Below are 25,983 nucleotides of genomic sequence, written 5' to 3'. Positions count from 1 at the left end.
AGCCTGACAGCGGGCCCCACGTGCGGCAACCGGAATAAGCAGTGCAGGGACAAACAGCGCCGGAACAAGAGGGGTCGGAACAAGAAGGGCCGGAACAAGAAGGGCCGGGCGATCAGCCCGGCCCTCGCCTTCGCGGCGATCGCGGCGGTGAAGCCGGTGACGGCGCCGGCCTCCATCTCGGTCTGCTTCAGGGCCTTCGCGTACTCGGGCGTGCCCTCGGTGAGGCCCTTGAGGTGCACCCCAGGTCCCGTGGTCCATGGACCTTCGGCCTGCGGCGGTCCCACCTGCATACGGGTGGGACCGCCGTTACATACGGGTGGGACCGCCGTCCGGCTACCGTGTCGGCAGCGCGGCCGGCGCCGGTGCATAGCCGGTGGGCCGTGCCGTGAAGGTGCCGCGGCCCTGGGTGCGGCTGCGCAACCGGGTTGCGTAGCCGAACAGTTCGGCCAGCGGCACGGTCGCGGTGATGAGCGCCGCGCCCGTGCGCGTGGTCGATCCCGTGACCCGGCCGCGGCGTGCGGCCAGGTCGCCGAGCACCCCTCCGACGGCGTCCTCGGGCACCGTGACAGTGACCTCGACGACCGGCTCCAGCAGGACCATCGCGCAGGCGCGCAGGGCCTCCCGGAGCGCGAACCGGCCGGCCGTACGGAACGCCGTCTCCGAGGAGTCCTTCACATGGGTCGCCCCGTCGGTGAGGGTGACGCGCAGTCCGGTCACCGGGTTGCCGCCCAACGGCCCCTCGGCCAGGGCGTCCCGGCAGCCGGCCTCGACCGCGCGGACATACTCCTGCGGCACGCGACCGCCGACGACCGTCGAACGGAACTCGAATCCCTCGGCCCACGGTTCGACGTCGAGGACGACATGGGCGAACTGCCCTGCCCCGCCGTCCTGTTTGACGTGCCGGAAGACCAGTCCGGACACGCCACGGGCGACCGTCTCGCGGTAAGCCACCCTGGGGCGGCCGACGTTGACGCCCAGCCCGTGCTCGCGCCGGACCTTCTCCACCGCGACCTCCAGATGCAGTTCACCCATGCCCGACAGCACCGTCTGACCGGTCTCGGGGTCGGACCGGACGACCAGCGACGGGTCCTCCTCGGCCAGCCGGGCGAGCGCCGAGGCCAGTCGGCCGGTCTCGGTGGACGTCAGGGCCTCCACCGCCACGGACACGACCGGGTCGGCGACGCTCGGCGGTTCGAGCACGAGCGGAGCGTCCGGTGCGCACAGCGTCGAGCCGGCGCGGGCGGACTTGAGCCCGACCACGGCGACGATGTCCCCGGCGACCGCCCGGTCCAACTGGGCGTGCCGGTCGGCCTGCACGCGCAGGATCCGCCCGATCCGCTCGGTGCGCCGCGCGCCGGCGTCCATCACCACGTCCCCCTTTCCGATCGTTCCCGAGTACACCCGCAGGTAGGTCAGCCGTCCCGTCGCGGTGGCATTCACCTTGAACGCCAGTGCCGCGAAGGGCGCCGACGGGTCGGCGACCCGTTCCTGGTCCTTCTCGTCATGCGTCCCGCGCACGGCGGGCACGTCGAGCGGTGACGGCAGGTACGCCACCACGGCGTCCAGCAACGGCTCGATACCGCGGTCGCGGTAGGCCGAGCCGCACAGCACGACCACGCCGTCGCCGCTGTGCGTGAGGTCACGCAGAGCGGCGGCGAGCGTCTCTGCGGAGAGCGTCTCCCGGTCGCAGAACTCCTCCAGCGCGGCCGGGTGGCGTTCGGCCACCGTCTCTTCCAGCAATCGCCGTCGCCGCAGCGCCTCCTCGCGCAGGGCCTCCGGCACGGGGCCCTCCTCGACCGGCTCGCCGCCGTCGGCCCAGGTCAGCGCCCGCAGGCGCAGCAGATCGACGACACCGGTGAACCCGTCCTCGCTGCCGATGGGCAACTGCACGACCAGCGGCGCCGGATGCAGCCGCTCCCGGATCGACGCGACGGCCACGTCGAGGTCGGCGCCCGCACGGTCCAGCTTGTTGACGAACGCGATCCTCGGCACACCGTGCCGGTCGGCCTGCCGCCACACCGACTCGCTCTGCGGTTCTACGCCCGCCACGGCGTCGAAGACCGCGACCGCGCCGTCGAGCACCCGCAGCGACCGCTCCACCTCGTCGGCGAAGTCGACATGCCCCGGGGTGTCGATCAGGTTGATCCGGTGGCCGTCCCACGCGCAGCTGACCGCCGCCGCGAAGATGGTGATCCCGCGGTCGCGCTCCTGCGGATCGAAGTCGGTGACGGTCGTGCCGTCATGCACCTCGCCGCGCTTGTGCGTGGTCCCGGTGGCGAACAGGATCCGCTCGGTGACGGTGGTCTTGCCCGCGTCGACGTGGGCGAGGATGCCCAGATTGCGGACGGCGGTGAGGGGGTTGAGGTCGGTGCGCACGGCCCGTGGCCTTTCGGATGATCCGGAACAGGGCAGCGCGATTGCCGGACGAGGACGCCAGTGGACGCGAACACCATGATCTGTCGGCCCGTCAGCAGACAGGCCAAGTACGGAAGTTGGCGTACTCAGATACTCGTCGCGGGCATCCGGTGCCGGCCGCGCAGCGGGCACCGGACGGACGAGGACACGAGGATCACGTCGTACGACGAGCGGTCGTACGACGAGCGGGAAGCGACAACAGCGGTGCGAGCGCGCACGGCCGGGCTCCCCTCACTCGTCGTTCCTCGTCCTGTGTGTGGTGAGTGTAGGGAGACGGGAAGGGGCGGGGCACGTGATTATTTTCCGCGGTCAGGCGCGCAGCCCCTGGAGCCCGTCGTAGGCGGACATCACGAGGTCCAGCCCCCGGGTGTCCTCGGCGGGTTCGCGCATCTGGTTCGTCACGTACGCCACGACCATGCGGGAGGTGGGCTCGATCATGACCAGGGAGCCGCCCCAGCCTCCCCAGCCGTAGGTGGTGCCGAAGATTCCGTAGCCCAGGCCCCAGCTCACCGGCATGCCCAGGACGCGGTCCTCGCCGCGGAACTGCTCCTCCCAGGCGCGCGCGACGCCCGCGCCCGACAGCAGCCGCACCCCGCGCACCGCTCCCCCGCACGCCATCACCGACTGCGCCAGGGCGACCGAGCGGGCGTTGCCGAAGCCGCTCGCCGCGGGGATCTGCGCGCGGCGCCAGGACAGGCTGTTGCCGTCCCGGACACGCATCGCGGTACCGGCGGCGGGGGCCTCGGTGCCGCCGGGCGCGCTCGCGGCGTAGTCCTCGTCCCGGCCCGGCGGCGGGACGCTCCGCGCGACCCGGTCGTCGTGCTCGGCGGACAGCCCCATGTGGAAGTCGGCGCCCAGCGGGCCGGCCACCTCGCCCGCGAAGAACTCGCCCGGAGTGCGGCCGGTGATCCGCCGTACGACCTCGCCGACGAGGAATCCCTGGGTGAGCGAGTGGTATCCGGCGGCGGTGCCCGGCTCCCAGAGCGGGGCCTGTGCGGCGAGCCGTGCCGTGGCGGCGGGCCAGTCGTAGAGCTCCTCGACCGGGCCCTCCCAGTCGGGCAGGCCCGCGGTGTGCGCGAGCAGGTGCCGTACCAGCACCTTCTCCTTGCCGGCCGCGGCGAACTCCGGCCAGTACCGGGCGACCGGCGCGTCCAGGTCGAGCTCGCCGCGGTCGGCCAGGATCAGCGCGCACAGCGCCGTCATCGTCTTGGTGACGGACCAGACGTTCGTGATCGTGTCCTGCCGCCACGGGATCGTCCGGTCGGCGTCGGCGAAGCCGCCCCAGACGTCCACCACCGGCTCGCCGTCCACGAACACGGCCACCGAGCCGCCCGTGTCCCCGGCGTCCAGCAACGCGGCGAGCGCACCCGGCACCGCACTGAACAGATCGTCGTACGTGCCCTGTATGTCGGCCATGCCGGGTATTCAGCCCGCACCGCCCCGCCTCGGTCAAGCGAATTAGTGACGCGGGCGCCTAGGACGGGCCGAGGTCCCGGCGGATCGCGTCGGCGACGATCTCGCCGATGAGGACGGCGGTCGCCGCTGGCCCCCGGTGCGGTGTGTCCGGCAGGATCGAGGTGTCGGCGACGCGCAGCCCCCGTACACCGTGCACGCGCCCGAACTGGTCCACAGCCGCGCGCCGGAGATCGTCGGCGGGTCCCATCGGCACGGTGCCGCAGGTGTGCTGACTGGTACTCAGGTGCTCGCGGATCCACCGGTCCAGGGTCCGGTCGTCGCCGAGGACATCGGGGCCGGGGTCCGTCAGCCCCTTCGACATCGCGGCCAAGGGAGGGCTGTCGAGCAGGGCCGCGGTCACCCGGACGGCCTCGCGCAATCGCCGGAAGTCCTCCCCGGTGCTCAGGAAGCCGTAGTCGATGCGCGGCAGGGCGTCGGGGTCGGCGGAAGCGAGGCGCAGGCGGCCACCGGGCTCGGAAGGTTGCACCGAGACCAGGAACGACAGCGGGGCATCCGGTACCCGTACGACTCCCCCGACCAGTCCGGCCATCGGCACCAGGGACTGGAGGATCTCGATGTCATCCGGACCCTCTCCCCCTGAAGCCAGGTGCAGGCATCCGCCCAGCCAGCTCTCGGCCGGTTCACCCAGGTCGCCGCGCGTCGCCCAGTCCAGGACCAGCTGCGGGTGGTCGCCGAGCCGGGCGCCGACCGCGGGGAGGTCCCGGAGGACCGGGATGCCGTAGCGCATGAGGTCGGCTGCGGGGCCGAGGCCGGAGAGCAGCAGCAGGTGCGGGGTGGCGAACGCTCCGGCGCTCAGTACGACCGTCCCCGCGTCGAGCATGGAGCGGGCGCCGTCGCGTGCGACCACGACGCCCGTGGCGCGGCCGTGTTCGATGACGACGCGCAGGGCCCGACAGCCGCCGAGGGCACGGAGGTTGGGGCGGTCGAGCACCTCGGGCGGCAGATAGCTGAGGCCGACGTTGCGGCGTACGCCGTCGACGGAGTTGGAGGGTACGGGGCCGAACCCGGGCGAGGCCTGGTCGTTCTTGTCGGGCTCGGCCGGGAAGCCGAGGTGGCGGGCCGCGTCACGGAAGGCCTCCGCCGCCGGGTGGGTCGGGCGGCTGCGGCGTATGCGGATCGGGCCGGAGGAGCCGTGCAGATCGCTCTCTCCGAAGTCGAGGTCGGTCTCCGAGTCCCGCAGAAACCCAAGGACTTGACCGTACGCCCAGGCCGGATTCCCCGCGGCCGCCCAGCGGTCGAAGTCCGCGCGCCGGGCCCTGACGAAGGCGCCGCCGTTGACAGTGGTCGAGCCACCCAGAACGCGGCCGCGCGGGACCTGCCACAGCCGCTCCGGCGTGAGGTGGACGGGGTAGGAGGTCATGGCGGGATGGTCCGGGCGGGCGCCGGGGACCAGGCGCGCATCCAGCAGCTCGGGGCCGAATCCGGCCTCCCCGCGCGGTATCGGACCCGCGTCGAGCAGCAGCACCTCACGGTCGGGGTCCTCGCTCAGCCGCGCGGCGAGCACCGCGCCGGCGGCTCCGGCGCCGACCACCACGACGTCCGGCCGGCGCTGGGCCGACGGCACTCGGACACCGTTCGATATCTGCTCCATGAACCATGGATAGCACCGACGTCTTCCTTTTGGCACCCCATGCCAATAACCTCGTCGTGTCCGCATCGCGCTGTCGGCGACACAGGCGAACCGCCGTCCGCCTGCCCCTCTTTCACGAGGAGATCCGCATGAACGAGACCGCTCCCACACACGAAGAACCGGACCACACCGACGCGTCCGACGAGCTCATCGCGGCCGACGACCTCATCGAGGAGATCTCGATCGACGGCATGTGCGGCGTCTACTAGCAGGCGCCCCCATGACCGCATTGGACCTGGACCGCGCCTGGGACCTGCACCCGCAGGTCTCCGTGCGGCCGGAACCCTTCGGGGCGCTCCTGTACCACTTCGGCACCCGCAAACTCAGCTTCCTCAAGGACCGCGGCCTGCTCACGGTCGTCCAGTCCCTCGCGACGGCCCCGTCCGCCCGGGCAGCCTGCCGGGCGGCAGGCGCGGACGAACGGCAAGTCGCCCGCTACCAAAGGGCGTTGGCCGTACTCGCCGAGTCGTCGATGCTCGTCGAAAGGACCAGGACGCCATGCAACTGACCCAGCGAGCACCGGCATCCGAACGCCTCGTGGACCTCTTCGAGCGCGGTCTCGCCGCCCCGATCTGTCTGACCTGGGAACTCACCTACGCCTGCAACCTGTCCTGCACCCACTGTCTCTCCAGCTCCGGCCGCCGCGACCCACGCGAGCTGACGACCGATCAGGCCAAGGCCGTCATCGACGAGTTGGAGGCCATGCAGGTCTTCTACGTCAACATCGGCGGCGGCGAACCCACGGTCCGCCCCGACTTCTGGGAGCTCCTCGACTACGCCACCGCCCACCACGTCGGCGTCAAGTTCTCCACGAACGGCGTGCGCCTCACCCCCGAGGCTGCCCGCCGACTGGCCCGCAACGACTACGTGGACGTACAGATCTCGCTGGACGGCGCGACCGCCGAGGTCAACGACGCGGTGCGCGGGGCCGGTTCCTACGACACGGCGCTGCGCGCGATGAGCAACCTCGCCGACGCCGGGATGAAGAACTTCAAGCTGTCCGTCGTCTGCACCCGCCACAACATCCCGCAGCTGGACGAGTTCAAGGCCCTAGCCGACCGCTACGGCGCCCAGCTACGGCTCACCCGGCTGCGCCCCTCCGGACGCGGCGCGGACGTGTGGGACGAGCTGCACCCGCTGCCGGAACAGCAACGGCAGCTGTACGACTGGCTGGTGGCCCACGGCGAGCAGGTGCTCACCGGAGACTCCTTCTTCCACCTGTCCGCGTACGGGAAGTCCCTGCCCGGCCTGAACCTGTGCGGGGCCGGGCGGGTGGTGTGCCTGATCGACCCGGTCGGTGACGTGTACGCGTGTCCCTTCGCGATCCACGACGACTTCCTGGCCGGGAACGTCCGCGAGCCGGGCGGATTCGCTCAAGTGTGGCGTCACTCGCCCCTGTTCGAGAAGCTCCGCGAGCCGCAGACCGGCGGCGCCTGCGCGTCCTGCTCGTTCTACGACACCTGCAAGGGCGGCTGCATGGCGGCGAAGTTCTTCACCGGACTGCCGCTCGACGGCCCGGATCCCGAGTGCGTCCAGGGGTACGGCGAGCAGCTGCTGGCCGACCGCGGCGCCGTGCCGAAGCCGTCCGGCGACCACTCCCACCGTCGCCGTCCGCGCCCGGTGGACGTGACCCTGACCCGACACCGGCCCGCCCCCGACCGGCCGCCCGTGACCGCCTGCGCCGAGGACCCGCTGGCCGGGACGGACTTCCGGGCCTGATCGGCCTACGGCCTGATTGACCCACGGCCTGATTGATCTACAAGAAAGGGCAGCTCCATGGGCCTGCGTCGCAACCCCTGGTTCGAGACCGTCGCGGAGGCGCAGCGCCGCGCCAAGAGATACCTGCCGAGCAGCGTCTACGGCGCCCTCGTCGCCGGCTCCGAACGGGGCCGCACGATCGACGACAACACCGGCGCCTTCGCCGAACTGGGCTTCGCTCCACGCGTGGTGGGCCACCACGCGAAACGGGACCTGTCCACGACCGTGCTCGGCGTCCCGTCCGCATTCCCGGTGGTGATCTCGCCGACCGGCGTGCAGGCCGTGCGTCCCGAGGGCGAGGTCGCCGTGGCCCGGGCGGCGGCGAGCCGTGGCGTGATCATGGGCCTGAGTTCCTTCGCGAGCAAGCCGGTGGAGGAGGTCGTCGCGGCCAACCCGAACACCTTCTACCAGATGTACTGGACCGGCACCCGGGAGGCGATGCAACAGCGCATGGAGCGGGCGCGGGCCGCGGGCGCCAAGGGCCTCATCGCCACGCTGGACTGGTCCTTCTCGCACGGCCGGGACTGGGGAAGCCCGGCGATCCCCGAGCGGATCGACCTCAGGACGGCGGCCGGGCTCGCCCCCACCGTCCTGCCGCACCCGCGCTGGCTGTGGAGCTTCGTCAGGTCCGGCCGGATACCGGACCTGACCGTCCCCAACCTGCGTCCGCCGGGCGGCGAGGCCCCCACCTTCTTCGGCGCCTACGGCGAGTGGATGCAGACGACGCCGCCCACCTGGGAGGACGTCGCATGGCTGCGGGCGCAGTGGGACGGGCCGTTCCTGCTCAAGGGGGTGTGCCGGGTCGACGACGCCAAGCGGGCCGTGGACGCGGGGGTGTCCGCGATCTCCGTGTCCAACCACGGCGGCAACAACCTCGACACCACCCCGGCCGCGATCCGCCTGCTGCCCTCCGTCGCCGAGGCGGTCGGCGACGAGATCGAGGTCCTGCTCGACGGCGGCGTCCGGCGCGGCGGCGACGTCGCCAAGGCCCTCGCGCTCGGCGCGCGTGCGGTCCTGATCGGCCGCGCCTACCTGTGGGGCCTGGCCGCGAACGGGCAGGCCGGCGTGGAGAACGTCCTCGACATCCTGCGCGGCGGCCTCGACTCCGCGGTGCTGGGCCTCGGACACGCCTCGGTGCACGAGCTGTCACAGGACGACCTGGCCGTCCCGGACAGCTTCACGCGCACCCTCGGCGCCGTCTCCCCCGGCGCGTGAGATGACACTCCCGTACGGCTTCGTGGTCACCCTCGACCGGCACACCCGGGTCCTCGACGGCGGCCGGGCCCTGCTCGGGGGCAGCCCGACCCGGCTGCTGCGGCTCGGTGCGCGCGCGAGGCCGCTGCTGACCGGCCGTACGGTGCGGGTCCGGGACGCGGCGAGCGCGGTCCTGGCCGACCGGTTGCTGGAGACGGGCCTGGCCCATCCCGCCGTAGCAGCCCTGGAGCCTCGCGAGGCGGCCGGTTCGGAGTGCACGTACGTGATCCCGGTGCGCGACCGTCCGCGCGCGCTGGGCCGCCTGCTGGCCGGCCTCCCCGCGGACAGTTCCGTGATCGTCGTGGACGACGCCTCGCACCGGCCCGGCCCCGTCGCGGCCGTCGCGGCGCGGCACGGCGCCCGTCTGGTGGCGCTGGCCGTCAACGTCGGTGCGGCCGGCGCGCGCAACGCGGGCCTGCGCCTCGTCACCACGCCCTACGTGGCCTTCGTCGACTCCGATATCGTCCTGGCGCCCGACACCGTGCCCACCCTGCTGCGGCACTTCGCCGATCCGCGGGTCGCGTTGGCCGTGCCCCGGATCACCGCACTGGCCACCGGCGCCTCCGGCGGTTGGCTCGGCCGGTACGAGAGCACCCGGTCCTCCCTCGACCTGGGCGCACACCCGGCCGCCGTCCGCCCCGGCACGCCCGTCTCCTGGGCCCCCAGCGCCTGCATGGTCGCCCGCACCGACGTCCTGGCCGACGGGGGCGGCTTCGACGAGCGGCTGCGCGTGGGTGAGGACGTCGACCTGTGCTGGCGCCTGGAGGCGCGGAGTTGGCGCATCCGCTACGAACCGTCCGTCGCCGCCGCCCACGAACACCGCACCGGCCTCGCGGACTGGTTCGGACGCAAGGCCGTCTACGGCACCGGGGCCCAGCCCCTCGCCGCACGCCACCCCGGGAACATCGCCCCCGCCGTGCTCGCCCCGTGGAGCGCCGCACTGCTGCTCGCCCTGTGCGCGCAGCGCCGCTGGTCACTGCCGCTCACCGTCTCCCTGTGGGGGGTCACCACCGCCCGGATCGCGGGCCGGCTGGCGGACACCGGGGAGCCGGTGCGCCACGCGGCGCGGCTCAGCACGGCCGGCACCGTCTCCGCGGTGTCCCAGGGCGCGGCCCTGCTGACCCGGCACTGGTGGCCGCTCACCGCCGCGGGGTGCCTGGTGTCACGGCGGGTGCGTCGCGCCGCGGCGGTGGCGGCCGTCCTCGACATCGCCCTCGAACGCCGGCACGGCACCCACCGCCTCGACGTCATCAGGTACGGCGCGGCCCGCCGGCTCGACGACCTGGCCTACGGCGCGGGCGTGTGGGCCTCGGCGCTCAGGGGCCGTTCCGCCAAGGCCCTTCTCCCCCGCGTCGTACGGCGTCAGGGCAGCGACTGACCGAGTCCGTCGCGGATCCGTCCGATGGCCTGGTCGAGCAGGTCGCTCAACTCGGCCTCCTCGTCCGCCAACCAGTGTTCGTACGCCGAGATCGCCGCCGCGAGCAGCGCGTGCCCGACGAGCCGGGGCACCAGGTCGGCCTCCGGCACCCCCATCCGTTTCGCCGCGAACTCGGTGATGATCGCGCGCCATGCGGCGTACCGCAGCGTGGCGTCGGCCTGGATGGTGGGGACGGTGAGAATGAGCCGCATGCGCTGGCGGTGCCAGGGGACGTCGGCGACGTCGAACCGGTTGAACTCCACGACGGCGTGCCGCAGGGCCTCCATGACGGGAGTACCGGGGGGTACCGCGTCCAGGAGCTCCCGCAGCCCGGCCAGTTGCTGCTCGAAGTCGCCCCACACCAGGTCGTTCTTGGAGGCGAAGTAGCGGAAGAAGGTACGCCGACCGATTCCGGCGGCCGCAGCGATGTCACCGACCGTGGTGGCGTCGAACCCCTGGCGGGCGAACAGCTCGAAGCCCAGCCGCTCCAGATCGGCCCGCGACGTGACACGCGGGCGACCGCTCCTGACCAGCGGCTCCACAGGGACACCTCCGCACCCCGGAATGCAGAAGACCCCTGATGAACAGGGGTCTCAATTGTGTCCGAGGGGGGACTTGAACCCCCACGCCCGATAAAGGGCACTAGCACCTCAAGCTAGCGCGTCTGCCATTCCGCCACCCGGACCAGGTGTCTGCCGCTTGGGCGGGGGTGTTCCCCGCGGCGACATGGACAACAATACCAAGCTTTCGGAGTGCCTTTCACCTGCGTTTCCGTCGTCCGGGCGGCGGCATCGAGGGCAACCTCGGAGGCAGTATCCGTATTCTGTATACGATTAATCTGTATACTGTTGCCATCAACGGCCCCGGCTCGGAGGCGACATGGAAGACCTGGATCCCGAGGTGGTCCTGGGAATGGCTGCCCAGGCACCCGACGGCATAGTGATCATCGACGGCGAGGGACTGATCCGTTATTGGAACCAGGGTGCGGAGCGCATCTTCGGGTTCCCGGCGGCCGACGTGGACGGTCGCAGTCTGGACGTCATCATCCCCGAGAAGCACCGGAAGCGTCACTGGGACGGCTTCCAGGAAGCCATGGACCGAGGGACCACCAAGTACGGGGCGGCGGACCTGCTGGCCGTTCCCGCGCTGGCGGCGGACGGCCGCAAGTTGTCCATCGAGTTCAGCGTGGTGCTGCTGCCGGGCCCCGACGGCAGCACGTACGTCGGGGCGGTCATCCGGGACGTCACCGCGCGACGCGAGCGGGAGCGGGAGCTGATGCGGCGGCGGGCCGAAGCGACGGTCTGAGCCTCACCGGACCCTACGGAAGCGGCCGTGGCCTTCGGGCCACGGCCGCTTCCGAGTCGGACGGCTCAGCTCAGACGATGACCCCGCTCTCCTTCAGCCGGCCGATGGTCTCCTCGTCGTAGCCCAGCTCGACCAGGACCTCGGAGCTGTGCTCGCCCAGCAGCGGGGCACCGGCGATGTCCGGCTGGAAGGAGGAGAACTTCACCGGGCTGCCGACGGTCAGGTACGTGCCGCGGCCCTTCTGCTCGACCTCGACGACCGTGCCGCTGCGGCGCAGGTCCTCGTCGTAGGCGATCTCCTTCATGCTCATCACCGGGGCGCAGGGCACCTCCCACTCACGCAGGATGTTCACCGCCTCGTACTTGGTCTTGTCCGCGAGCCACTTCTCGATCTCGCCGAAGATCTCGAAGATGTGCGACTGCCGGGCGCGCGCGGTCGAGTACTCCGGGTCCTCGGCCCACTCCGGGTGGCCGATCACCTCGGCGGTGCGCTTCCAGTTCTGTTCCTGGACGGTGAAGTAGATGTACGCGTTCGGGTCGTTCTCCCAGCCCTTGCACTTGAGCACCCAGCCGGGCTGGCCGCCGCCGCCCGCGTTGCCGCCGCGCGGCACCACGTCGGTGAACTCGCCGTTCGGGTACTGCGGGTACTCCTCCAGGTGGCCGACCCGCTCCAGGCGCTGCTGGTCGCGCAGTTTGACGCGGCAGAGGTTGAGCACGGCGTCCTGCATGGAGACGGAGACCTTCTGTCCCCTGCCGGTCCTGTTGCGGTCGATGATCGCGGTGAGGATGCCGATCGCCAGGTGCATCCCGGTGTTGGTGTCACCGAGGGCGGCACCGGAGATGGTCGGCGGGCCGTCCCAGAAGCCGGTGGTGGAGGCGGCGCCGCCGGCACACTGGGCGACGTTCTCGTAGACCTTGAGGTCGTTCCAGGACGACTGGTCGTTGAAGCCCTTGACCGAGCCGAAGATCAGGCGCGGGTTGAGCTCCTGGATGCGCTCCCAGGTGAAGCCCATGCGGTCCAGGGCGCCCGGTGCGAAGTTCTCCACCAGGACGTCGGCGCCCTCGATGAGCTTCTCCAGGACCTCCTTGCCCTCGGCGGTCTTGGTGTTGATGGCAAGGGAGCGCTTGTTGCTGTTGAGCATCGTGAAGTACAGCGCGTCGAGGTCCTCGATGTCCCGCAGCTGCTTGCGGGTCACGTCGCCGCCGTTGGGGCGCTCCACCTTCAGGACGTCGGCGCCGAACCAGGCGAGCATCTGTGTGCAGGCGGGACCGGCCTGGACCCCGGTGAAGTCGATCACCTTGATTCCGGCGAGCGGCTTTTCACTCATGTCTGCTTCCTTTTCGTGAACGTACGCGTACGGAGCGGGAGTTCGAGGGGTTCGCGGTGCGGGCGGTCACTTCTTCGCCGGCGTGATGTTGCCGACGGTGATGCCCTTCGGGTTGAGGTGCGAGATGTGACCGCTCTCGGTGCCGGCCGAGGGGTCGATGACGCAGTCGATGAGCGCCGGGCCGCCGGAGGCGAGTGCCTCGGTGAGAGCGGCGGTGACCTCGGCGGGCGTGGTGGCGCGGTAGCCCTTGCCGCCGAACGCCTCGATCAGCAGGTCGTGGCGGGCCGCCGACATGAGGGTCGTCGGCGAGGGGGCGTCGTCGTACGGATTGACGTCGTCGCCGCGGTACACACCGCCGTTGTTCATGATCACGGTGACGACGGGCAGGTTGTAGCGGCAGATCGTCTCGATCTCGATACCGCTGAACCCGAAGGCGCTGTCGCCCTCGATCGCCACGACCGGCGCCCCGCTCTCGACGGCGGCGGCGATCGCGTAGCCCATGCCGATGCCCATGACGCCCCAGGTGCCGCTGTCGAGGCGGTGTCGCGGGACGTGCATGTCGATCACGTTGCGCGCGATGTCCAGGGCGTTGGCGCCCTCGTTGACGATGTACGTCTCCGGGTGCGCGTGCACGACATCACGTACGGCCTTCAGGGCGCCCATGAACTGCATGGGATGCGGGTCGGCCTCCAGGCGCTTCGCCATCTTGGCGACGTTCTGCGCGGAACGGGCTCCCAGTTCGTCCCGCCAGGCCGAAGGGGCCGTGATCTGGCCGGGCTTGGTCCGCTCGGCGAGTGCGTCGAGCACCGACTCGATGTCGCCGACGAGCGGGGCGGCGATGGGCTGGTTGCTGTCCATCTCCTTGGGGTCGATGTCGATCTGGACGAACTTGGCGTCGGGGTTCCACCCCGTCTGACCGTGGCCCAGCAGCCAGTTGAGGCGGGCGCCGACGAGCATCACGACGTCGGCCTTCTTCAGCGCCAGGGAACGCGCGGTGGCCGCCGACTGCGGATGGTCGTCGGGCAGCAGGCCCTTCGCCATCGACATCGGTACGTACGGGATGCCGGTCGACTCGATGAACTCCCGGATCTTCGCGTCCGCTTGGGCGTACGCGGCCCCCTTCCCGAGCACCACCAACGGGCGCTCGGCGGAGGCCAGGAGCTCGATGGCCCGGTCCACGGCCTCCGGCGCGGGCAGCTGGCGCGGCGCGGGGTCGACGAGACGGCTCAGCGTCCTGGCGCCGTCCGCGGCGGGGATGATGGAGCCGAGCACCGCGGCGGGGATGTCGAGGTAGACCCCGCCGGGGCGCCCGGAGACCGCGGTGCGCAGCGCGCGGGCGATGCCCCGGCCGATGTCCTCCACCCGGCTCACCCGGTACGCGGCCTTCACGAACGGCTGCGCGGCGGCTAGCTGGTCCATCTCCTCGTAGTCGCCCTGCTTGAGGTCGACGAGGTGGCGCTCGCTGGAGCCGGAGATCTGGACCATGGGGAAGCAGTTGGTGGTCGCGTTCGCCAGCGCGACAAGGCCGTTGAGGAAGCCCGGTGCCGACACCGTCAGCGCCACGCCCGGCTTCTTGGTGAGGTAGCCGGCGATGGCCGCCGCGTGTCCGGCGTTGCTCTCGTGGCGGAAGCCTATGTAGCGGATGCCCTGCGCCTGGGCGAGACGGGCCAGGTCGGTGATCGGGATGCCGACCACCCCGTAGATGGTGTCGACGTCGTTCATCCTGAGCGCGTCGACGACCAGGTGGTACCCGTCGGTGAGCTCGGTCGGAACGTCGGCTGCTGCCGCGGTCTCCAGTGTCGAGGGGGCGGTCATGGTCCGAGGTCCTCCTTGGGCAGGTCCTGCCGGAGCGGCTACTGCTCTCACCATCCGCAGCGCGCCCGCCCGCGTCCAAGACCCATCGGCGACCAGCCGATAAACAACATCTATCGACCGCTGGTGGAGGCCCCGCCAACTCCCTTGATAGACGGCTGCTATCGGCCGTTCGCCAGTGCGTATTGGACGCGCACCGGGTGCCACCGCAGGCTCGCAGAGGACTGCTTCTTCGAGCAGGGCACTGCTTCATCGGACTTGGCACGAGGGGGTGGGGTCATGGCAGTTCCGGCCGCGGCACGCATGTCGTCCCAGAACATGCGCGACGCGAACCGGTACCGGCCCCCGGTGGTCACGGGCCTCGTCGATCTCCTCGACCGGCAGGTGCGAGAACGCCCGTACGCCCGGGCCCTGGTCGTCACCGGGGAGCGGGTCCACCTGTCCTACCGGGGTCTCGCCGCCCTCGCGGACGACGTGGCGGCCCGTCTGGGCGGCACGGGTCTGCGCCCGGGTGATGCGGTCGGTCTGCTCTGCGCCAACACGGCGGAGTTCGTGGTCGCGCTGCTCGGTGCGGCTCGGGCCGGTCTGGTGGTGGCTCCGCTGGATCCGGCTCTGCCCACTGCTCAACTCTCCGTGCGCATCGAGGCGTTGGGTGCGCGAGCGGTGCTCCTGGGTCCGATCGCGGACGGCGCCTCACTGCCCGTCCCGGCGTGGCCCCTGCGCGTGGACGTCTCCCGTGCGGGGACGGCGGCGGTCGTACTCGAACCCGGTGCGCGGGCCGTGCCCCAAGTGCTGGGTGCCGCAGGTGAGTTGTCGAGGCTCGACGCCCTCGTCCTGTTCACCGCCGGTACCACCGACCGGGCGAAGATGGTCCCGCTGACCCATGCCAACGTGGCGGCGTCCGTCCAGAACATCTGTGCCACCTACGAGTTGGGTCCCGGCGACGCGACGGTCGCGGTGATGCCGTTCTTCCACGGTCACGGGCTATTCGCGGCGCTGCTGGCCTCCCTGGCCAGTGGAGGGTGCGTGCTGCTGCCCGAGCGGGGGCGGTTCTCGGCGGGTACGTTCTGGGACGACATGCGGGCCGCGGGCGCCACCTGGTTCACCGCGGTCCCGACCATCCACGAGATCCTTCTGGACCGGTCGGGGCGGGAGTATCCGGGCCCGCAGGTGCCGCCCCTGAAGTTCGTACGCAGTTGCAGTGCGCCCCTCAACACGGCCACGCAGCGGGCGCTGGAGCGCACGTTCGGCGCGCCGCTGCTGTCCGCGTACGGAATGACCGAGACCACGCACCAGGCGACCAGCGAACCGCTGTCGCAGCGGGGGCCGCTGAAGCACGGGTCGGTCGGCCGGCCGACCGGGGTCGAGGTCCGGGTCGTCGACCGCAGTGGGCGTACGTGTCCGGTGGGCGTCGAGGGTGAGGTGTGGGTGCACGGTCCCACCGTCGCCCGCGGCTATCTCGCCGACTGGGACGGGACGGCGTACACCTTCGTCGACGGGTGGCTGCGCACCGGTGATCTGGGAACGCTGGACGAGGACGGGTACCTGTCCCTGACCGGGCGGATCAAGAACCTCATCAACCGCGGCGGCGAGAAGATCTCGCCCGAGCATGTCGAGGACATCCTGGCCGGCTGCCCGGGAGTCGCCGAGGCGGCCGTGTTCGCCGTCCCCGACGCGACGTACGGGCAACGGGTCGGCGCGGCCGTGGTGGTGCGGGAGGGCGAGAGCACCGGGCCCGAGGAGATCCTGCAGTACTGCCGTGACCGGCTGGCCGCGTTCGAGGTGCCCGACCGGCTGGAACTGGCGGCGGCTCTGCCGCACACCGCGAAGGGGGGCCTGGACCGAAAGGCCGTGCAGGCCCGGTACGCGCCGTGAGGATGCCTGTCGAAGGGCTGGGTTTGACAGCGCCCCGAAGGGGCGCGGGGAACTGCGCGACCAGCCCCCACCGGCCCGCGGCCAAACGCACCGCAAACCAGCGGAGCGCTAGCGCCCAGCCGGCAACGGCCCGCCGAAGAAGTCGTCCAACGACAGCCCCGTCGCCGCGTTGACGAACGCGCGCGCAGCGACCGAGCCGGGCGTCGCCGCGTGGATCGCCACCGAGACCTGCGCCCCGGCCTCCGGATCGACCAGCGGCAGCGCTCGCGTCCGGCCGATCACCGGCATCGCGCGCAGCCAGGTGTTCGGCACGATGCTGGCCCACTGGCCGCCGCCCACGTGGGCGTAGAGGGAGGCGATCGAGTCCGTCTCGACCTGTGGGGTCACCACGAACCCCTTGTCCGCGAACACGGAGTCGATGATCTGGCGGATCCGCATGTCGGGGGTCAGCAGCGCGAGCGGCAGCTGGGCCGCGTCCGCCCATGTCACGGTGGCGGACTGGGCCACCAGCTGGTCGTCCGACACCAGCAGCATGTACCTCTCCTGGTACAGCGGAACGACCTGCAGGCCTTCCTGGTCGCCCGGGTCGAAGTGGGCGATCGCCACGTCCAGCTCGAAGTCCCGCAGCTGGCGGTGGAGTTCCTTCGTAGACAGGCGGGAACGGACCTGCACCTTGGCCAGCGGGTGGGCCGCGCAGAAGGCGGCCACGGGAAGCGCGAGGGTCGTCGACGCCGTGGGGTCCGTGCCGAGCCGCAGCGTGCCCGTGATGCCCGACTGCACGGCGGCCACCTCGGCCTTGAACGCGTCCTGCTCGGCGAGGATCCGCTTGGCCCACACGACGAGCCGTTCGCCCTCCGGGGTCAGGCCCTGGTAGTTGTGCCCGCGGTTGATGAGCGTGACGTTCAACTCCCGCTCCAGCTTGGCTATCGCCGCCGACAGCGCGGGCTGGGACACGTAGCAGGATTCCGCCGCCCGGGCGAAGTGCCGTTCCCTCGCGACCGCAACGAAGTATTCGAGCTGCCGGAACAGCATGAACGACTCCCTCCCACTCAGGGCCCCGGGCCGATCAAGCCTACCGAGCGAGGCGGCGACCGCCGTGTGGCGCGGCGGTCGCAGCAGCGGTGGCTCAGCGCAGCAGCTTCACGGCGGCCACCACCAGGGGGTCCAGCCCGTCCGCTCCGGCGTCGACGAACTCGTAGAGCCTGGTCCGCATGCGCGGGTCCCAGAACCTGCCGATGTGACCCGCGATCTCCTCGGCGGCCCGCTCTCCCGGCAGGTGGCCGAGATTCGCGGCGATGTCGTTCGCCATCCTGCGCTCCGACGGCACGGTCGCTGTCATCTCAGTCCACCACCGTGACGAGTTCGTTGTCGGTGACTTCCGTGTCGCTGTGCCGGTCCGGGCGCGCGAGCGCCACCTGTACGGCGGTCACCTTGTACTCGGGGCAGTTGGTCGCCCAGTCGGAGTTCTCGGTGGTCACGACGTTGGCGCCGGTGACGGGGTGGTGGAACGTGGTGTACACGACCCCGGTCGGCATCCGGTCGGAGATTTCCGCGCGCAGGGTCGTCCGACCGACGCGGCTGGCCAGGGTGACCATGTCGCCGTCGTTGATGCCGCGGTCCTCGGCGTCGTGGGGATGCAGTTCCAGCACGTCCTCGGGGTGCCAGGCGACGTTGCCGGTACGGCGGGTCTGCGCGCCGACGTTGTACTGGCTGAGGATCCGGCCGGTGGTGAGGACCAGCGGGAAGCGCCGGGTGCTGCGCTCGTTGGTCGGGACGTAGGAGGTGACCACGAACTTGCCCTTGCCGCGCACGAATTCGTCCACGTGCATGATGGGCGTCCCCTCGGGAGCCGCCTCGTTGCACGGCCACTGGACGCTGCCGAGCTTGTCCAGCACCTCGAAGGACACCCCGGTGAACGTCGGTGTGACCGAGGCGATCTCGTCCATGATCTGGCTCGGATGGTCGTAGGACATCGGGTAGCCCATGGCGGTGGCGATCTCGCTGACGATCTGCCACTCGTGCTTGCCCGTCTTGGGCTTCATCACCGCGCGCACCCGGTTGATGCGGCGTTCGGCGTTGGTGAAGGTGCCGTCCTTCTCCAGGAAGGACGCGCCGGGCAGGAAGACGTGGGCGAACTTGGCGGTCTCGTTGAGGAACAGGTCCTGTACGACGACGAGTTCCATGGCCTCGAGCGCGGCGGTGACGTGCTGGAGGTTCGGGTCGGACTGGGCGATGTCCTCGCCGTGGACGAAGAGTCCGCGGAAGGTGCCGTCGATCGCCGCGTCGAACATGTTCGGGATGCGAAGTCCCGGCTCCGCGAGGAGAGTTCCGCCCCAGAGGTTCTCGAAGACGGTGCGTACGGCGTCGTCGGAGACGTGCCGGTAGCCGGGCAGCTCGTGCGGGAACGAGCCCATGTCGCAAGAGCCTTGGACGTTGTTCTGGCCGCGCAGAGGGTTCACTCCGACGCCGTCGCGGCCGATGTTGCCGCATGCCATCGCGAGGTTGGCCATCCCCATGACCATGGTCGAGCCCTGGCTGTGCTCGGTGACGCCGAGGCCGTAGTAGATGGCCCCGTTGGGGGCCTCGGCGTACAGCCTCGCGGCGGCGCGGAGTTCCTCGGCCGGCACGCCGGTGATCTCCTCGACCGCCTCCGGGCTGTTCTCCGGGCGCGCGATGAACTCGGCCCAGTCGTCGAAGCCTTCGCACCGCTGGTCCACGAAGGACCGGTCGACCAGACCCTCGGTGACGACCACGTGCGCCATGGCGTTGACCACGGCCACGTTGGTGCTCGGCCTGAGCTGGAGGTGGTGCTGGGCCTCGATGTGCGGCGAGCGCACCAGGTCGATGCGGCGGGGGTCCACGACGATCAGCTTGGCGCCCTCGCGCAGCCGACGCTTCATCCGGGAGGCGAACACCGGGTGCCCGTCGGTGGGGTTGGCACCGATGACCATGATGACGTCGGCCTCCGCGACCGAGCGGAAGTCCTGGGTGCCGGCCGACTCGCCGAAGGTCTGCTTGAGGCCGTATCCCGTCGGGGAGTGGCAGACCCGGGCGCAGGTGTCGAGGTTGTTGTTGCCGAAGGCCGCGCGGACCATCTTCTGTACGACGTAGACCTCTTCGTTGGTGCAGCGCGAGGAGGTGATGGCGCCGACCGCGCTCGATCCGTACCGGTCCTGGATCTCGCGCATGCGGCGGGCGACCGTGCCGATCGCCTCGTCCCACTCGACCTCGCGCCAGGGGTCGGTGATCCGGTCGCGCACCATGGGCTTGAGGACGCGGTCGGGGTGGGTGGCGTAGCCGAAGGCGAAGCGGCCCTTCACGCAGGAGTGGCCCTCGTTCGCGCCGCCGTCCTTGTAGGGGACCATGCGCACGAGTTCGTCGCCGCGCAGCTCGGCCTTGAAGGAGCAACCGACGCCGCAGTACGCGCACGTGGTCACAACCGACCTTGTGGGCATGCCGAGTTCGACGACCGAGCGCTCCTGGAGTGTGGACGTGGGACAGGCCTGGACACAGGCCCCGCAGGAGACGCACTCGGAGTCCATGAAGGTCTCGCCGGCGCCCGGCGAGACCTTGGAGTCGAAGCCGCGCCCCTCGATGGTCAGCGCGAAGGTGCCCTGCACCTCGCCGCAGGCCCGGACGCAGCGGGAGCAGGCGATGCACTTGGACGGGTCGAAGTCGAAGTAGGGGTTCGAGGTGTCCTTCTCGGCGTCGAGGTGGTTCTCACCCTCGTAGCCGTAGCGGACCTGCCTCAGTCCCACCACGCCTGCCATGTCCTGGAGTTCGCAGTCGCCGTTGGCCGGGCAGGTGAGGCAGTCGAGGGGGTGGTCGGAGATGTAGAGCTCCATGACGCCCTGCCGGAGCTTCTCCACCTTCGGCGTCTGGGTGCTCACCTTCATGCCGTCGGCGCAGGGGGTGGTGCAGGACGCCGGGGTGCCGCGCCGGCCGTCGATCTCCACCACGCACAGGCGGCAGGAGCCGAAGGCCTCCAGGCTGTCGGTGGCACACAGTTTGGGTATGTCGACGCCGGCCTGTGCGGCGGCGCGCATCACGGAGGTGCCCTCCGGGACGGCGACCGGCATGCCGTCGATCTCCACCGACACCCTTGCCGGGCCGGGCCGTTCCGGGGTTCCGAAGTCGGGTTCCTTGAGCAGGCTCATGCCGTGCCCTCCGTCGCTTGTACGGGTTGGATCTCCAGGAGTCGACGGCCGCCGAGGAAGTCGTCGGGGAAGTGGGCGAGGGCGCTGCGTACGGGCATCGGTGTCAGCCCGCCCATCGCGCACAGCGATCCTTCGGTCATCAGGTCGCACAGGTCTTCGAGGAGGGCCAGGTTCTCGTCCCGGTGCGTGCCAGCCACGATCTTGTCGATGACCTCGACGCCACGTACGGAACCGACCCTGCACGGTGTGCACTTGCCGCAGGACTCCTCGGCGCAGAACTCCATCGCGAAGCGGGCCTGGGCGGCCATGTCCACGGTGTCGTCGAAGACGACGATGCCGCCGTGGCCGACCATCGCGCCGGCCGCCGCGAACGCCTCGTAGTCCATGGGCAGGTCGAACATCGGCTCCGGCAGGTACGCCCCCAGTGGCCCGCCGACCTGCACGGTGCGCACGGGGCGTCCGGAGTGGGTCCCGCCGCCGTACTCCTCTATGAGTTCGCGCAGAGTGATACCGAAGGCGGTCTCCACGATGCCGCCGTGGGCGATGTTGCCGCCGAGCTGGAACACCTGGGTGCCGCGGGAGCGTTCGACGCCGAGGTCCTGGTACGCCTTCGCGCCCTCGGCGAGGACGACGGGCACGGTGGCCAGGGTGAGGACGTTGTTCACCACGGTCGGTTTGCCGAACAGCCCCTCGATCGCGGGGATCGGCGGCTTCGAACGGACCATGCCCCGCTTGCCCTCCAGGCTCTCCAGCATGGAGGTCTCCTCGCCGCAGATGTACGCGCCGGCGCCGACGCGGACATGCAGGTCGAAGTCGAGGGCGGAGCCGAGGATGTTCCTGCCGAGCCAGCCGTGTTCGCGGGCGATCTCGATCGCCGCGCGCATCGTGGCGATCGCGTCCGGATATTCGGAGCGGATGTAGAGGTAGCCCTCGCTCGCCCCGACCGCGTGCGCGGCGATCGTCATGCCCTCGATGAGCATGAACGGGTCGCCCTCCATGACCATGCGGTCGGCGAAGGTCCCGCTGTCGCCCTCGTCGGCGTTGCAGCAGACGAACTTCAGCTCGTCGGCACAGTCGAGCACGGTCTTCCACTTGATGCCAGCCGGGAATCCGGCGCCGCCTCGGCCGCGCAGTCCGGAGCCGGTGACCTCCGCGACCACGTCGGCGGGGGCCAGCTCCAGGGCGGCGCGCAGTCCCGCGAGTCCGCCGTGTGCCTCGTAGTCCTCGGTCGACAGCGGGTCGGTCACTCCGACTCTCGCGAAGGTGACGCGGTTCTGGCGGGCCAGCCAGGGCAGTTCGTCGACGATGCCGAGCCGCAGGGGATGGTCGGCTCCGTCGAGCAGACCCGCGGCCAGGAGTCCGTCCACGTCCTCGGGGGCCACCGGGCCGTAGCCCACGCGGCCCTGCGGGGTCACGACCTCGACCATCGGCTCCAGCCACAGCATGCCGCGTGATCCGTTGCGTACGACGTCGATGGCGAAGTCCCCGCGGGCGGCAGCGTTTTGGAGCGCCTGGGCGACCTCGTCCGCCCCGACGGACCTGGCGGCCGAGTCGCGGGGTACGTAGACCGTCGTCGTGGAGTGCGCTGTCGTCGTGGAGTGCGCTGTCGTCGTGGAGTGCGCGGAGTGGTTCATGATGAGACCGTTCCGTTGAGGATCGAGCCCAGTTGGGTGGGGCCCACTCGTCCGTACAGCCGGCCGTTGGCCTCCACCGACGGCCCGAGTGCGCAGTTGCCGAGGCAGAAGACCTGCTCGACGGTGACCGAACCGTCCGCCGTCGTCTCCCCCAGGGTCAGTCCGGCCTCGCGGGCGTAGCCCACCAGGCGGTCGGCGCCCAGGGCCTGGCAGGCCTCGGCGCGGCAGATGCGCACGGTGGTGCGTCCCGCGGGCTCGCGGCGGAAGTCGTGGTAGAAGGTCACCACTCCGTGGACGTCCGCCCGGGAGAGGTTGAGCTCGTCGGCGAGCACCGGAACCGCCTCCTGCGGCACATGGCCCAACTCGGCCTGAACGGCGTGCAGTACGGGCAGCAGCGCACCGCGCTGACCCCGGTGCCGGGCCACCACCCTCCGGACCACGCTCTCGACCGTCACGTCACTCCCGCTGGTCGTCATGATCGCTTCGCCTTCCGTCACACGGGTCCCCGGCGAGGGTTGCAGGAGACTGAGACAATACCCCATACAGGCTTCTGTATACAGAACTCAATCAAGAAAAGGCCCTCGGGAGGCCGACAACAGGAGCCGTCAACCCAGGTCGCACCGCCGACAGCGCACACCATCTTGCATACCAAAACCTGTATGCTGACGCTGCTGTCGGCAACCCTCTCGGCGGCCACCACTTGGCAAAGCCGCCGCCCCGCAAGCACGGCGGCGGAACGGGAACACCATGCGCGAGGCACTCACGGCCGCAGCGTCCCGGCGCGTCACCCGCCCGGCACCCCTGCGTCAGGCCGTGTACGACGCCCTGACCGAGCTGATCATCAACGGCTCGCTCAAGCCCGGCCAGCACCTGGTCGAGGCCGAACTCGCCGAGCACCTGGGCGTCAGCCGCCAACCGGTCCGTGAGGCCCTGCAACGGCTGCAGACCGCCGGCTGGGTCGACCTGCGCCCCGCCCAGGGAGCCTTCGTCCACTCCCCCACCGAGGAAGAGGCCGCCCAACTCCTCGGCGTCCGCGCCGTATTGGAAACCTACTCGGCGCAGCTCGCCGCCCAGAACGCGAAGCCCGAGGACATCACACGTCTTGACGAACTCCAGCTGGAAGGTGTCGCCGCTCTCGCCGAGGGCGATGTCGAACGCCTGGTCGCGGCCAACACCGCCCTGCACGACTTCATCACCTCCGTGGCCGACAACGCCGTACTGGCCGAACTGATCGCCCAGGTCGGTCAGAAGGTGCGCTGGTACTACACCCCCATCGCCAAACCCCGCGGCAAGGAGGCCTGGAACGAGCACACCCAGCTCATCAAGGCCATCGCCAAGGGCGACGCCGACCGCGCGGGCGAGATCATGCGCAAGCACACCGAGCGCACGACCGACTTCTACCGGAAGCAGATCGCCGCCAAGGCGAGCCGGGACTGACTGCACGGGCCGCCCTCCGGGCACGGTTCAGGACGGCGCGAGGGAGTCGGCGGGGCGGCGAGCGCCCCCGATGGAGACGGCCGAGGCGCGGAGAGTCTCGGCACCAACGGCGGCCCGCAGTTCCCGCAGCCACGGCAGGACCGTGCGCAGCACGATGTCGAGCCCGCCGCCGTCCCTGCCGAGCATCGCGTCGGCCGGAACCAGCACCGGGTCGGCGAACACGGTGGATGTCGCGCTGCCGTGCGGCCCCGTGCCGCTGGGCCGGGCCGGGACGAACAGGTCCGGGGCGTGCGCCGGAACCACCCAGAGACTCAGGCCGTCGGGCGCGACGAGCGGCCGGGAGGACCAGACATAGCTGTCGGCCTCTCCCGCCGCGACAACCTGGTGCTTACGGCCCCGCAGTGCGACCACGCCACTGGAGCGGGCGGCGATGGCGCGTGGCATGAGGAGTTGAGCTCGCGCCCCCTCTACGTCCTTTACGTCGGCACCGTCCTCCGCCTCCGCGAGCGCGAGGCTGCCGAGGTGGCGTCCGGCCGCGATCTCGCCGCATACCCAGGGGCTGCCGTACGAGTCGATGACGGCGACCGCCGTGTAGTGGGACTGGAGCACGGCCGCCGTCGCCGGGCAGACACGCGCGGTCCGGGCCACCACCTCGGCGGCTTCCGGCAACCCCCGTCCGCCGCCGCCGAATTCGGTGGAGACAGTGAGTCCCAGCAGCCCGGCGCGGCCGAGGGCCGTCACTGCTTCGCGGGGGAACCTCCCCTCGATGCCGGCCGCTCGGGCGGAGGGTTCGACGACACTGGTCAGGACTTCTGAGAGAGCGGTGCGGTACGACACGGGGTGACCCCCTCGGGAGCGGCTTCTGGTCCACCGTCGGGCGATGATTGCATACAGTATTTCGCATTCACTGTCGGGCGCCAGGGGTGAGCCCGGACAAATTCCGCAGCTTCCCAACAGGGGGTCACGTCAGAGTGGCTATTGCATACTAAACTCAGTATCCCGTAGCCGGATGGAGAGAGGGCCCATGCCCGACGCACCCACCGCGGCAGCCCGCGGACCGATCAGTCGACCGACCCCGCTGCGCCAGGCCGTCTACGACGCTCTCACCAAGCTGATCGTCAACGGCTCGCTCAAGCCCGGCCAGCACCTCGTCGAGGCCGAGCTCGCCGAGAACCTCGGCGTCAGCCGCCAGCCGATACGCGAGGCGCTGCAACGGCTCCACACCGCCGGCTGGGTCGACCTGCGGCCCTCCCAGGGCGCCTTCGTCCACTCCCCCACCACGGAGGAGTGCGCCCAGCTCCTCAGCGTCCGGGCCCTCCTGGAGACCCACTCCGCGCGCGGAGCCGCCCAGCACGCCACTCCCCGCGACGTCGCGCGGCTGTGGGAACTGCAGCAGACCGGCCTCACCGCCCTCGCGGCCGGCGACGCCCGGGCCATCGTGGAGGCGAACGCCGCCCTCCACACCCACATCACCCTCCTCTCCCGCAACGCGGTCCTCGCCGAGCTCATCCCCCAGGTCGACCGACGCGTGCGCTGGTACTACATGCCCATCGCCAAGCCCCGCGGCAAGGACGCCTGGAACGAACACGCCCGGATCATCGAGGCGATCGCCGAGGGCTCCCCGCACCGCGCCGAGGAGCTCATGCGCCGGCACACCCGGAGCACCACCGACTTCTACTGCAAGCAGATCGCCGCGGTGGCCGGCCAGAGCGTCTGAACGACGGGGACGGACGGGAAACGACGAGGACGGACGGGAACGGCAGGGGGCTCAGGACCGCGGGTCGATCTCCCGCAGCAGCCCGGTGGTCACGTCGAAGACGAAGCCCCGGACATCGTCGGTGTGCGGCAGGAACGGCGAGGTGCGCACCCGCTGCATCGACTGCCGTACGTCCTGGTCGACGTCCCGGAACGACTCCACCGCCCAGGCCGGCCGCTGCCCGACCTCCAGCTCCAGTTCGTGCCGGAAGTCCTCGGTCAGGGTCTGCAGACCACAGCCGGTGTGGTGGATGAGTATGACGCTGCGGGTGCCGAGTGCGCGCTGGCTGATCGTCAGGGAGCGGATCGTGTCGTCGGTGACGACTCCGCCGGCATTGCGGACGGTGTGGCAGTCGCCCAGCTCCAGGCCGAGCGCGGCGTGCAAGTCGATGCGGGCGTCCATACAGGCCACGACGGCCACGCGCAGGACCGGGCGGGCGCCCATGCCCGGGTCCACGAATCCGGCGGCGTAGGCGCGGTTGGCTTCCAGGAGCCGGTCGGTGACCGTCCCGGAGTCCGGTGCGGTGCGGGTGGGCTGGATGAAACGGGGTGCCGGTGTCGACATGTCAGATCACTCCCTGAGCCTTGAGCAGCGGCAACTCGTCGGGAGAGATACCGAGTTCACCGTGAAGGATCTCGTTGTTGTGTTGGCCGAGGAGGGGTGAGGTGGTGATGTGGTTGGGGGAGTCGGAGAGTTTGAGGGGGTTGCCGACGGTCCGGTATGGGCCGCG

23 protein-coding genes, 1 tRNA gene and 1 pseudogene are annotated in these 25,983 nt (G+C 70.8%); 9 read left to right on the top strand and 16 right to left on the bottom strand.

Features of this window, described 5'->3' with window-relative positions; translation table 11 throughout:
• Nucleotides 1-333: 333 nt before the first annotated feature.
• From fusA to mftG, 4 genes are all read right to left on the bottom strand, one after another.
• Entirely contained in the window at nt 334-2,376 is a 2,043-nt protein-coding gene (gene fusA, locus IG08_RS0140380; protein WP_030615121.1) for an elongation factor G, read from the bottom strand.
• 125 nt (nt 2,377-2,501) lie between these two features.
• A complete protein-coding gene (locus IG08_RS62595) occupies nt 2,502-2,633 on the bottom strand; it encodes a hypothetical protein (RefSeq protein ID WP_261726858.1) in 132 nt (43 codons plus the stop codon).
• Between the two features lie 91 nt (nt 2,634-2,724).
• Nucleotides 2,725-3,831 (bottom strand): EstA family serine hydrolase, encoded by a 1,107-nt coding sequence (locus IG08_RS0140375; protein WP_030615118.1) that lies wholly within the window; start codon nt 3,829-3,831, stop codon nt 2,725-2,727.
• A 58-nt stretch (nt 3,832-3,889) separates the two neighbouring features.
• Nucleotides 3,890-5,482 (bottom strand): mycofactocin dehydrogenase MftG, encoded by a 1,593-nt coding sequence (mftG, locus tag IG08_RS0140370; RefSeq protein WP_030615115.1) that lies wholly within the window; start codon nt 5,480-5,482, stop codon nt 3,890-3,892.
• Between the two features lie 128 nt (nt 5,483-5,610).
• Here mftG and mftA point away from each other — a divergent pair, with 128 nt between their 5' ends.
• The 5 genes from mftA to mftF are packed head-to-tail and all read left to right on the top strand — an operon-like array spanning nt 5,611 to nt 9,911.
• On the top strand, nt 5,611-5,730 hold the full coding sequence (mftA, locus tag IG08_RS59460) for a mycofactocin precursor MftA (RefSeq protein WP_063757825.1): 120 nt from the start codon (nt 5,611-5,613) through the stop codon (nt 5,728-5,730).
• A gap of 11 nt (nt 5,731-5,741) precedes the next feature.
• Nucleotides 5,742-6,029: a mycofactocin biosynthesis chaperone MftB gene (gene mftB, locus IG08_RS0140360; RefSeq protein ID WP_030615113.1), complete on the top strand. Its 288-nt coding sequence runs from the start codon at nt 5,742-5,744 to the stop codon at nt 6,027-6,029.
• Nucleotides 6,020-7,240, top strand: coding sequence for a mycofactocin radical SAM maturase (gene mftC, locus IG08_RS0140355; protein WP_030615109.1), 1,221 nt, complete (start codon nt 6,020-6,022; stop codon nt 7,238-7,240). The genes mftB and mftC overlap by 10 nt, the downstream gene beginning before the upstream one ends.
• A gap of 57 nt (nt 7,241-7,297) precedes the next feature.
• Nucleotides 7,298-8,494, top strand: coding sequence for a pre-mycofactocin synthase MftD (gene mftD, locus IG08_RS0140350; RefSeq protein WP_043456414.1), 1,197 nt, complete (start codon nt 7,298-7,300; stop codon nt 8,492-8,494).
• Nucleotide 8,495: 1 nt separating this feature from the next.
• On the top strand, nt 8,496-9,911 hold the full coding sequence (gene mftF, locus IG08_RS0140345; RefSeq protein ID WP_030615104.1) for a mycofactocin biosynthesis glycosyltransferase MftF: 1,416 nt from the start codon (nt 8,496-8,498) through the stop codon (nt 9,909-9,911).
• Here the strand turns inward: mftF and mftR are convergent.
• The gene (gene mftR, locus IG08_RS0140340; RefSeq protein ID WP_043456412.1) at nt 9,896-10,492 is read right to left on the bottom strand and encodes a mycofactocin system transcriptional regulator; all 597 of its coding nucleotides are present in this window, start codon (nt 10,490-10,492) and stop codon (nt 9,896-9,898) included. The genes mftF and mftR overlap by 16 nt on opposite strands.
• A gap of 58 nt (nt 10,493-10,550) precedes the next feature.
• Nucleotides 10,551-10,635: transfer RNA gene (locus tag IG08_RS0140335), tRNA-Leu, on the bottom strand.
• A gap of 194 nt (nt 10,636-10,829) precedes the next feature.
• On the opposite strand from IG08_RS0140335, the gene IG08_RS0140330 reads away from it, so the two are divergent.
• A complete protein-coding gene (locus IG08_RS0140330; protein ID WP_030615099.1) occupies nt 10,830-11,255 on the top strand; it encodes a PAS domain S-box protein in 426 nt (141 codons plus the stop codon).
• A 70-nt stretch (nt 11,256-11,325) separates the two neighbouring features.
• On the opposite strand, the gene frc is transcribed toward IG08_RS0140330, so the two are convergent.
• Together frc and oxc are read right to left on the bottom strand one after the other, a co-directional pair.
• Nucleotides 11,326-12,582: a formyl-CoA transferase gene (gene frc / locus IG08_RS0140325; protein WP_030615096.1), complete on the bottom strand. Its 1,257-nt coding sequence runs from the start codon at nt 12,580-12,582 to the stop codon at nt 11,326-11,328.
• Between the two features lie 66 nt (nt 12,583-12,648).
• Complete coding sequence (gene oxc, locus IG08_RS0140320; protein ID WP_030615093.1) at nt 12,649-14,397, bottom strand: oxalyl-CoA decarboxylase; 1,749 nt, start codon at nt 14,395-14,397, stop codon at nt 12,649-12,651.
• Nucleotides 14,398-14,673: 276 nt separating this feature from the next.
• Here oxc and IG08_RS0140315 point away from each other — a divergent pair, with 276 nt between their 5' ends.
• Entirely contained in the window at nt 14,674-16,269 is a 1,596-nt protein-coding gene (locus IG08_RS0140315) for a FadD7 family fatty acid--CoA ligase (protein ID WP_030615091.1), read from the top strand.
• Nucleotides 16,270-16,377: 108 nt separating this feature from the next.
• On the opposite strand, the gene IG08_RS0140310 is transcribed toward IG08_RS0140315, so the two are convergent.
• From IG08_RS0140310 to IG08_RS0140290, 5 genes are all read right to left on the bottom strand, one after another.
• Nucleotides 16,378-17,301, bottom strand: coding sequence for a LysR family transcriptional regulator (locus IG08_RS0140310; protein WP_030615088.1), 924 nt, complete (start codon nt 17,299-17,301; stop codon nt 16,378-16,380).
• 94 nt (nt 17,302-17,395) lie between these two features.
• Entirely contained in the window at nt 17,396-17,608 is a 213-nt protein-coding gene (locus tag IG08_RS0140305) for a formate dehydrogenase subunit delta (RefSeq protein WP_030615085.1), read from the bottom strand.
• A gap of 1 nt (nt 17,609) precedes the next feature.
• A complete protein-coding gene (gene fdhF / locus IG08_RS0140300; RefSeq protein ID WP_030615082.1) occupies nt 17,610-20,426 on the bottom strand; it encodes a formate dehydrogenase subunit alpha in 2,817 nt (938 codons plus the stop codon).
• On the bottom strand, nt 20,423-22,060 hold the full coding sequence (locus tag IG08_RS0140295) for a formate dehydrogenase beta subunit (protein ID WP_043456408.1): 1,638 nt from the start codon (nt 22,058-22,060) through the stop codon (nt 20,423-20,425). Before IG08_RS0140295 ends, fdhF begins: the two co-directional genes overlap by 4 nt.
• Nucleotides 22,057-22,536 carry a formate dehydrogenase subunit gamma gene (locus IG08_RS0140290; protein ID WP_030615076.1) on the bottom strand — a complete coding sequence of 160 codons (480 nt, stop codon included), beginning with the start codon at nt 22,534-22,536 and terminating at the stop codon, nt 22,057-22,059. Before IG08_RS0140290 ends, IG08_RS0140295 begins: the two co-directional genes overlap by 4 nt.
• A 271-nt stretch (nt 22,537-22,807) precedes the next feature.
• Here IG08_RS0140290 and IG08_RS0140285 point away from each other — a divergent pair, with 271 nt between their 5' ends.
• Nucleotides 22,808-23,497 carry a GntR family transcriptional regulator gene (locus IG08_RS0140285; RefSeq protein ID WP_030615073.1) on the top strand — a complete coding sequence of 230 codons (690 nt, stop codon included), beginning with the start codon at nt 22,808-22,810 and terminating at the stop codon, nt 23,495-23,497.
• Nucleotides 23,498-23,524: 27 nt separating this feature from the next.
• On the opposite strand, the gene IG08_RS0140280 is transcribed toward IG08_RS0140285, so the two are convergent.
• The gene (locus tag IG08_RS0140280) at nt 23,525-24,334 is read right to left on the bottom strand and encodes an acyl-CoA dehydrogenase family protein (RefSeq protein ID WP_043456406.1); all 810 of its coding nucleotides are present in this window, start codon (nt 24,332-24,334) and stop codon (nt 23,525-23,527) included.
• 187 nt (nt 24,335-24,521) lie between these two features.
• On the opposite strand from IG08_RS0140280, the gene IG08_RS0140275 reads away from it, so the two are divergent.
• Entirely contained in the window at nt 24,522-25,214 is a 693-nt protein-coding gene (locus IG08_RS0140275; RefSeq protein WP_030615067.1) for a GntR family transcriptional regulator, read from the top strand.
• 51 nt (nt 25,215-25,265) lie between these two features.
• Here IG08_RS0140275 and IG08_RS0140270 read toward each other — a convergent pair whose 3' ends face one another.
• Nucleotides 25,266-25,817: a beta-class carbonic anhydrase gene (locus tag IG08_RS0140270; protein WP_030615063.1), complete on the bottom strand. Its 552-nt coding sequence runs from the start codon at nt 25,815-25,817 to the stop codon at nt 25,266-25,268.
• Nucleotide 25,818: 1 nt separating this feature from the next.
• Nucleotides 25,819-25,983 (bottom strand): annotated as a pseudogene (locus IG08_RS59455) (formyl-CoA transferase); the annotation flags it as partial.

Source organism: Streptomyces fulvoviolaceus (genome assembly GCF_000718165.1).
Lineage (GTDB): Bacteria > Actinomycetota > Actinomycetes > Streptomycetales > Streptomycetaceae > Streptomyces > Streptomyces fulvoviolaceus.
Note: the sequence above shows the minus strand (reverse complement) of the source record. Positions and strands in the feature narration are given on the sequence as shown.

Bases quoted from the DNA above. Each gene is read 5' to 3' on its own strand.
- IG08_RS0140375 (WP_030615118.1), bottom strand. From the start codon at position 3,831: ATGGCCGACATACAGGGCACGTACGACGATCTGTTCAGTGCGGTGCCG.
- mftG (WP_030615115.1), bottom strand. From the start codon at position 5,482: ATGGAGCAGATATCGAACGGTGTCCGAGTGCCGTCGGCCCAGCGCCGG.
- mftA (WP_063757825.1), top strand. From the start codon at position 5,611: ATGAACGAGACCGCTCCCACACACGAAGAACCGGACCACACCGACGCG.
- mftB (WP_030615113.1), top strand. From the start codon at position 5,742: ATGACCGCATTGGACCTGGACCGCGCCTGGGACCTGCACCCGCAGGTC.
- mftC (WP_030615109.1), top strand. From the start codon at position 6,020: ATGCAACTGACCCAGCGAGCACCGGCATCCGAACGCCTCGTGGACCTC.
- mftD (WP_043456414.1), top strand. From the start codon at position 7,298: ATGGGCCTGCGTCGCAACCCCTGGTTCGAGACCGTCGCGGAGGCGCAG.
- mftF (WP_030615104.1), top strand. From the start codon at position 8,496: ATGACACTCCCGTACGGCTTCGTGGTCACCCTCGACCGGCACACCCGG.
- IG08_RS0140330 (WP_030615099.1), top strand. From the start codon at position 10,830: ATGGAAGACCTGGATCCCGAGGTGGTCCTGGGAATGGCTGCCCAGGCA.
- frc (WP_030615096.1), bottom strand. From the start codon at position 12,582: ATGAGTGAAAAGCCGCTCGCCGGAATCAAGGTGATCGACTTCACCGGG.
- oxc (WP_030615093.1), bottom strand. From the start codon at position 14,397: ATGACCGCCCCCTCGACACTGGAGACCGCGGCAGCAGCCGACGTTCCG.
- IG08_RS0140315 (WP_030615091.1), top strand. From the start codon at position 14,674: ATGGCAGTTCCGGCCGCGGCACGCATGTCGTCCCAGAACATGCGCGAC.
- IG08_RS0140310 (WP_030615088.1), bottom strand. From the start codon at position 17,301: ATGCTGTTCCGGCAGCTCGAATACTTCGTTGCGGTCGCGAGGGAACGG.
- IG08_RS0140305 (WP_030615085.1), bottom strand. From the start codon at position 17,608: ATGACAGCGACCGTGCCGTCGGAGCGCAGGATGGCGAACGACATCGCC.
- fdhF (WP_030615082.1), bottom strand. From the start codon at position 20,426: ATGAGCCTGCTCAAGGAACCCGACTTCGGAACCCCGGAACGGCCCGGC.
- IG08_RS0140295 (WP_043456408.1), bottom strand. From the start codon at position 22,060: ATGAACCACTCCGCGCACTCCACGACGACAGCGCACTCCACGACGACA.
- IG08_RS0140290 (WP_030615076.1), bottom strand. From the start codon at position 22,536: ATGACGACCAGCGGGAGTGACGTGACGGTCGAGAGCGTGGTCCGGAGG.
- IG08_RS0140285 (WP_030615073.1), top strand. From the start codon at position 22,808: ATGCGCGAGGCACTCACGGCCGCAGCGTCCCGGCGCGTCACCCGCCCG.
- IG08_RS0140275 (WP_030615067.1), top strand. From the start codon at position 24,522: ATGCCCGACGCACCCACCGCGGCAGCCCGCGGACCGATCAGTCGACCG.
- IG08_RS0140270 (WP_030615063.1), bottom strand. From the start codon at position 25,817: ATGTCGACACCGGCACCCCGTTTCATCCAGCCCACCCGCACCGCACCG.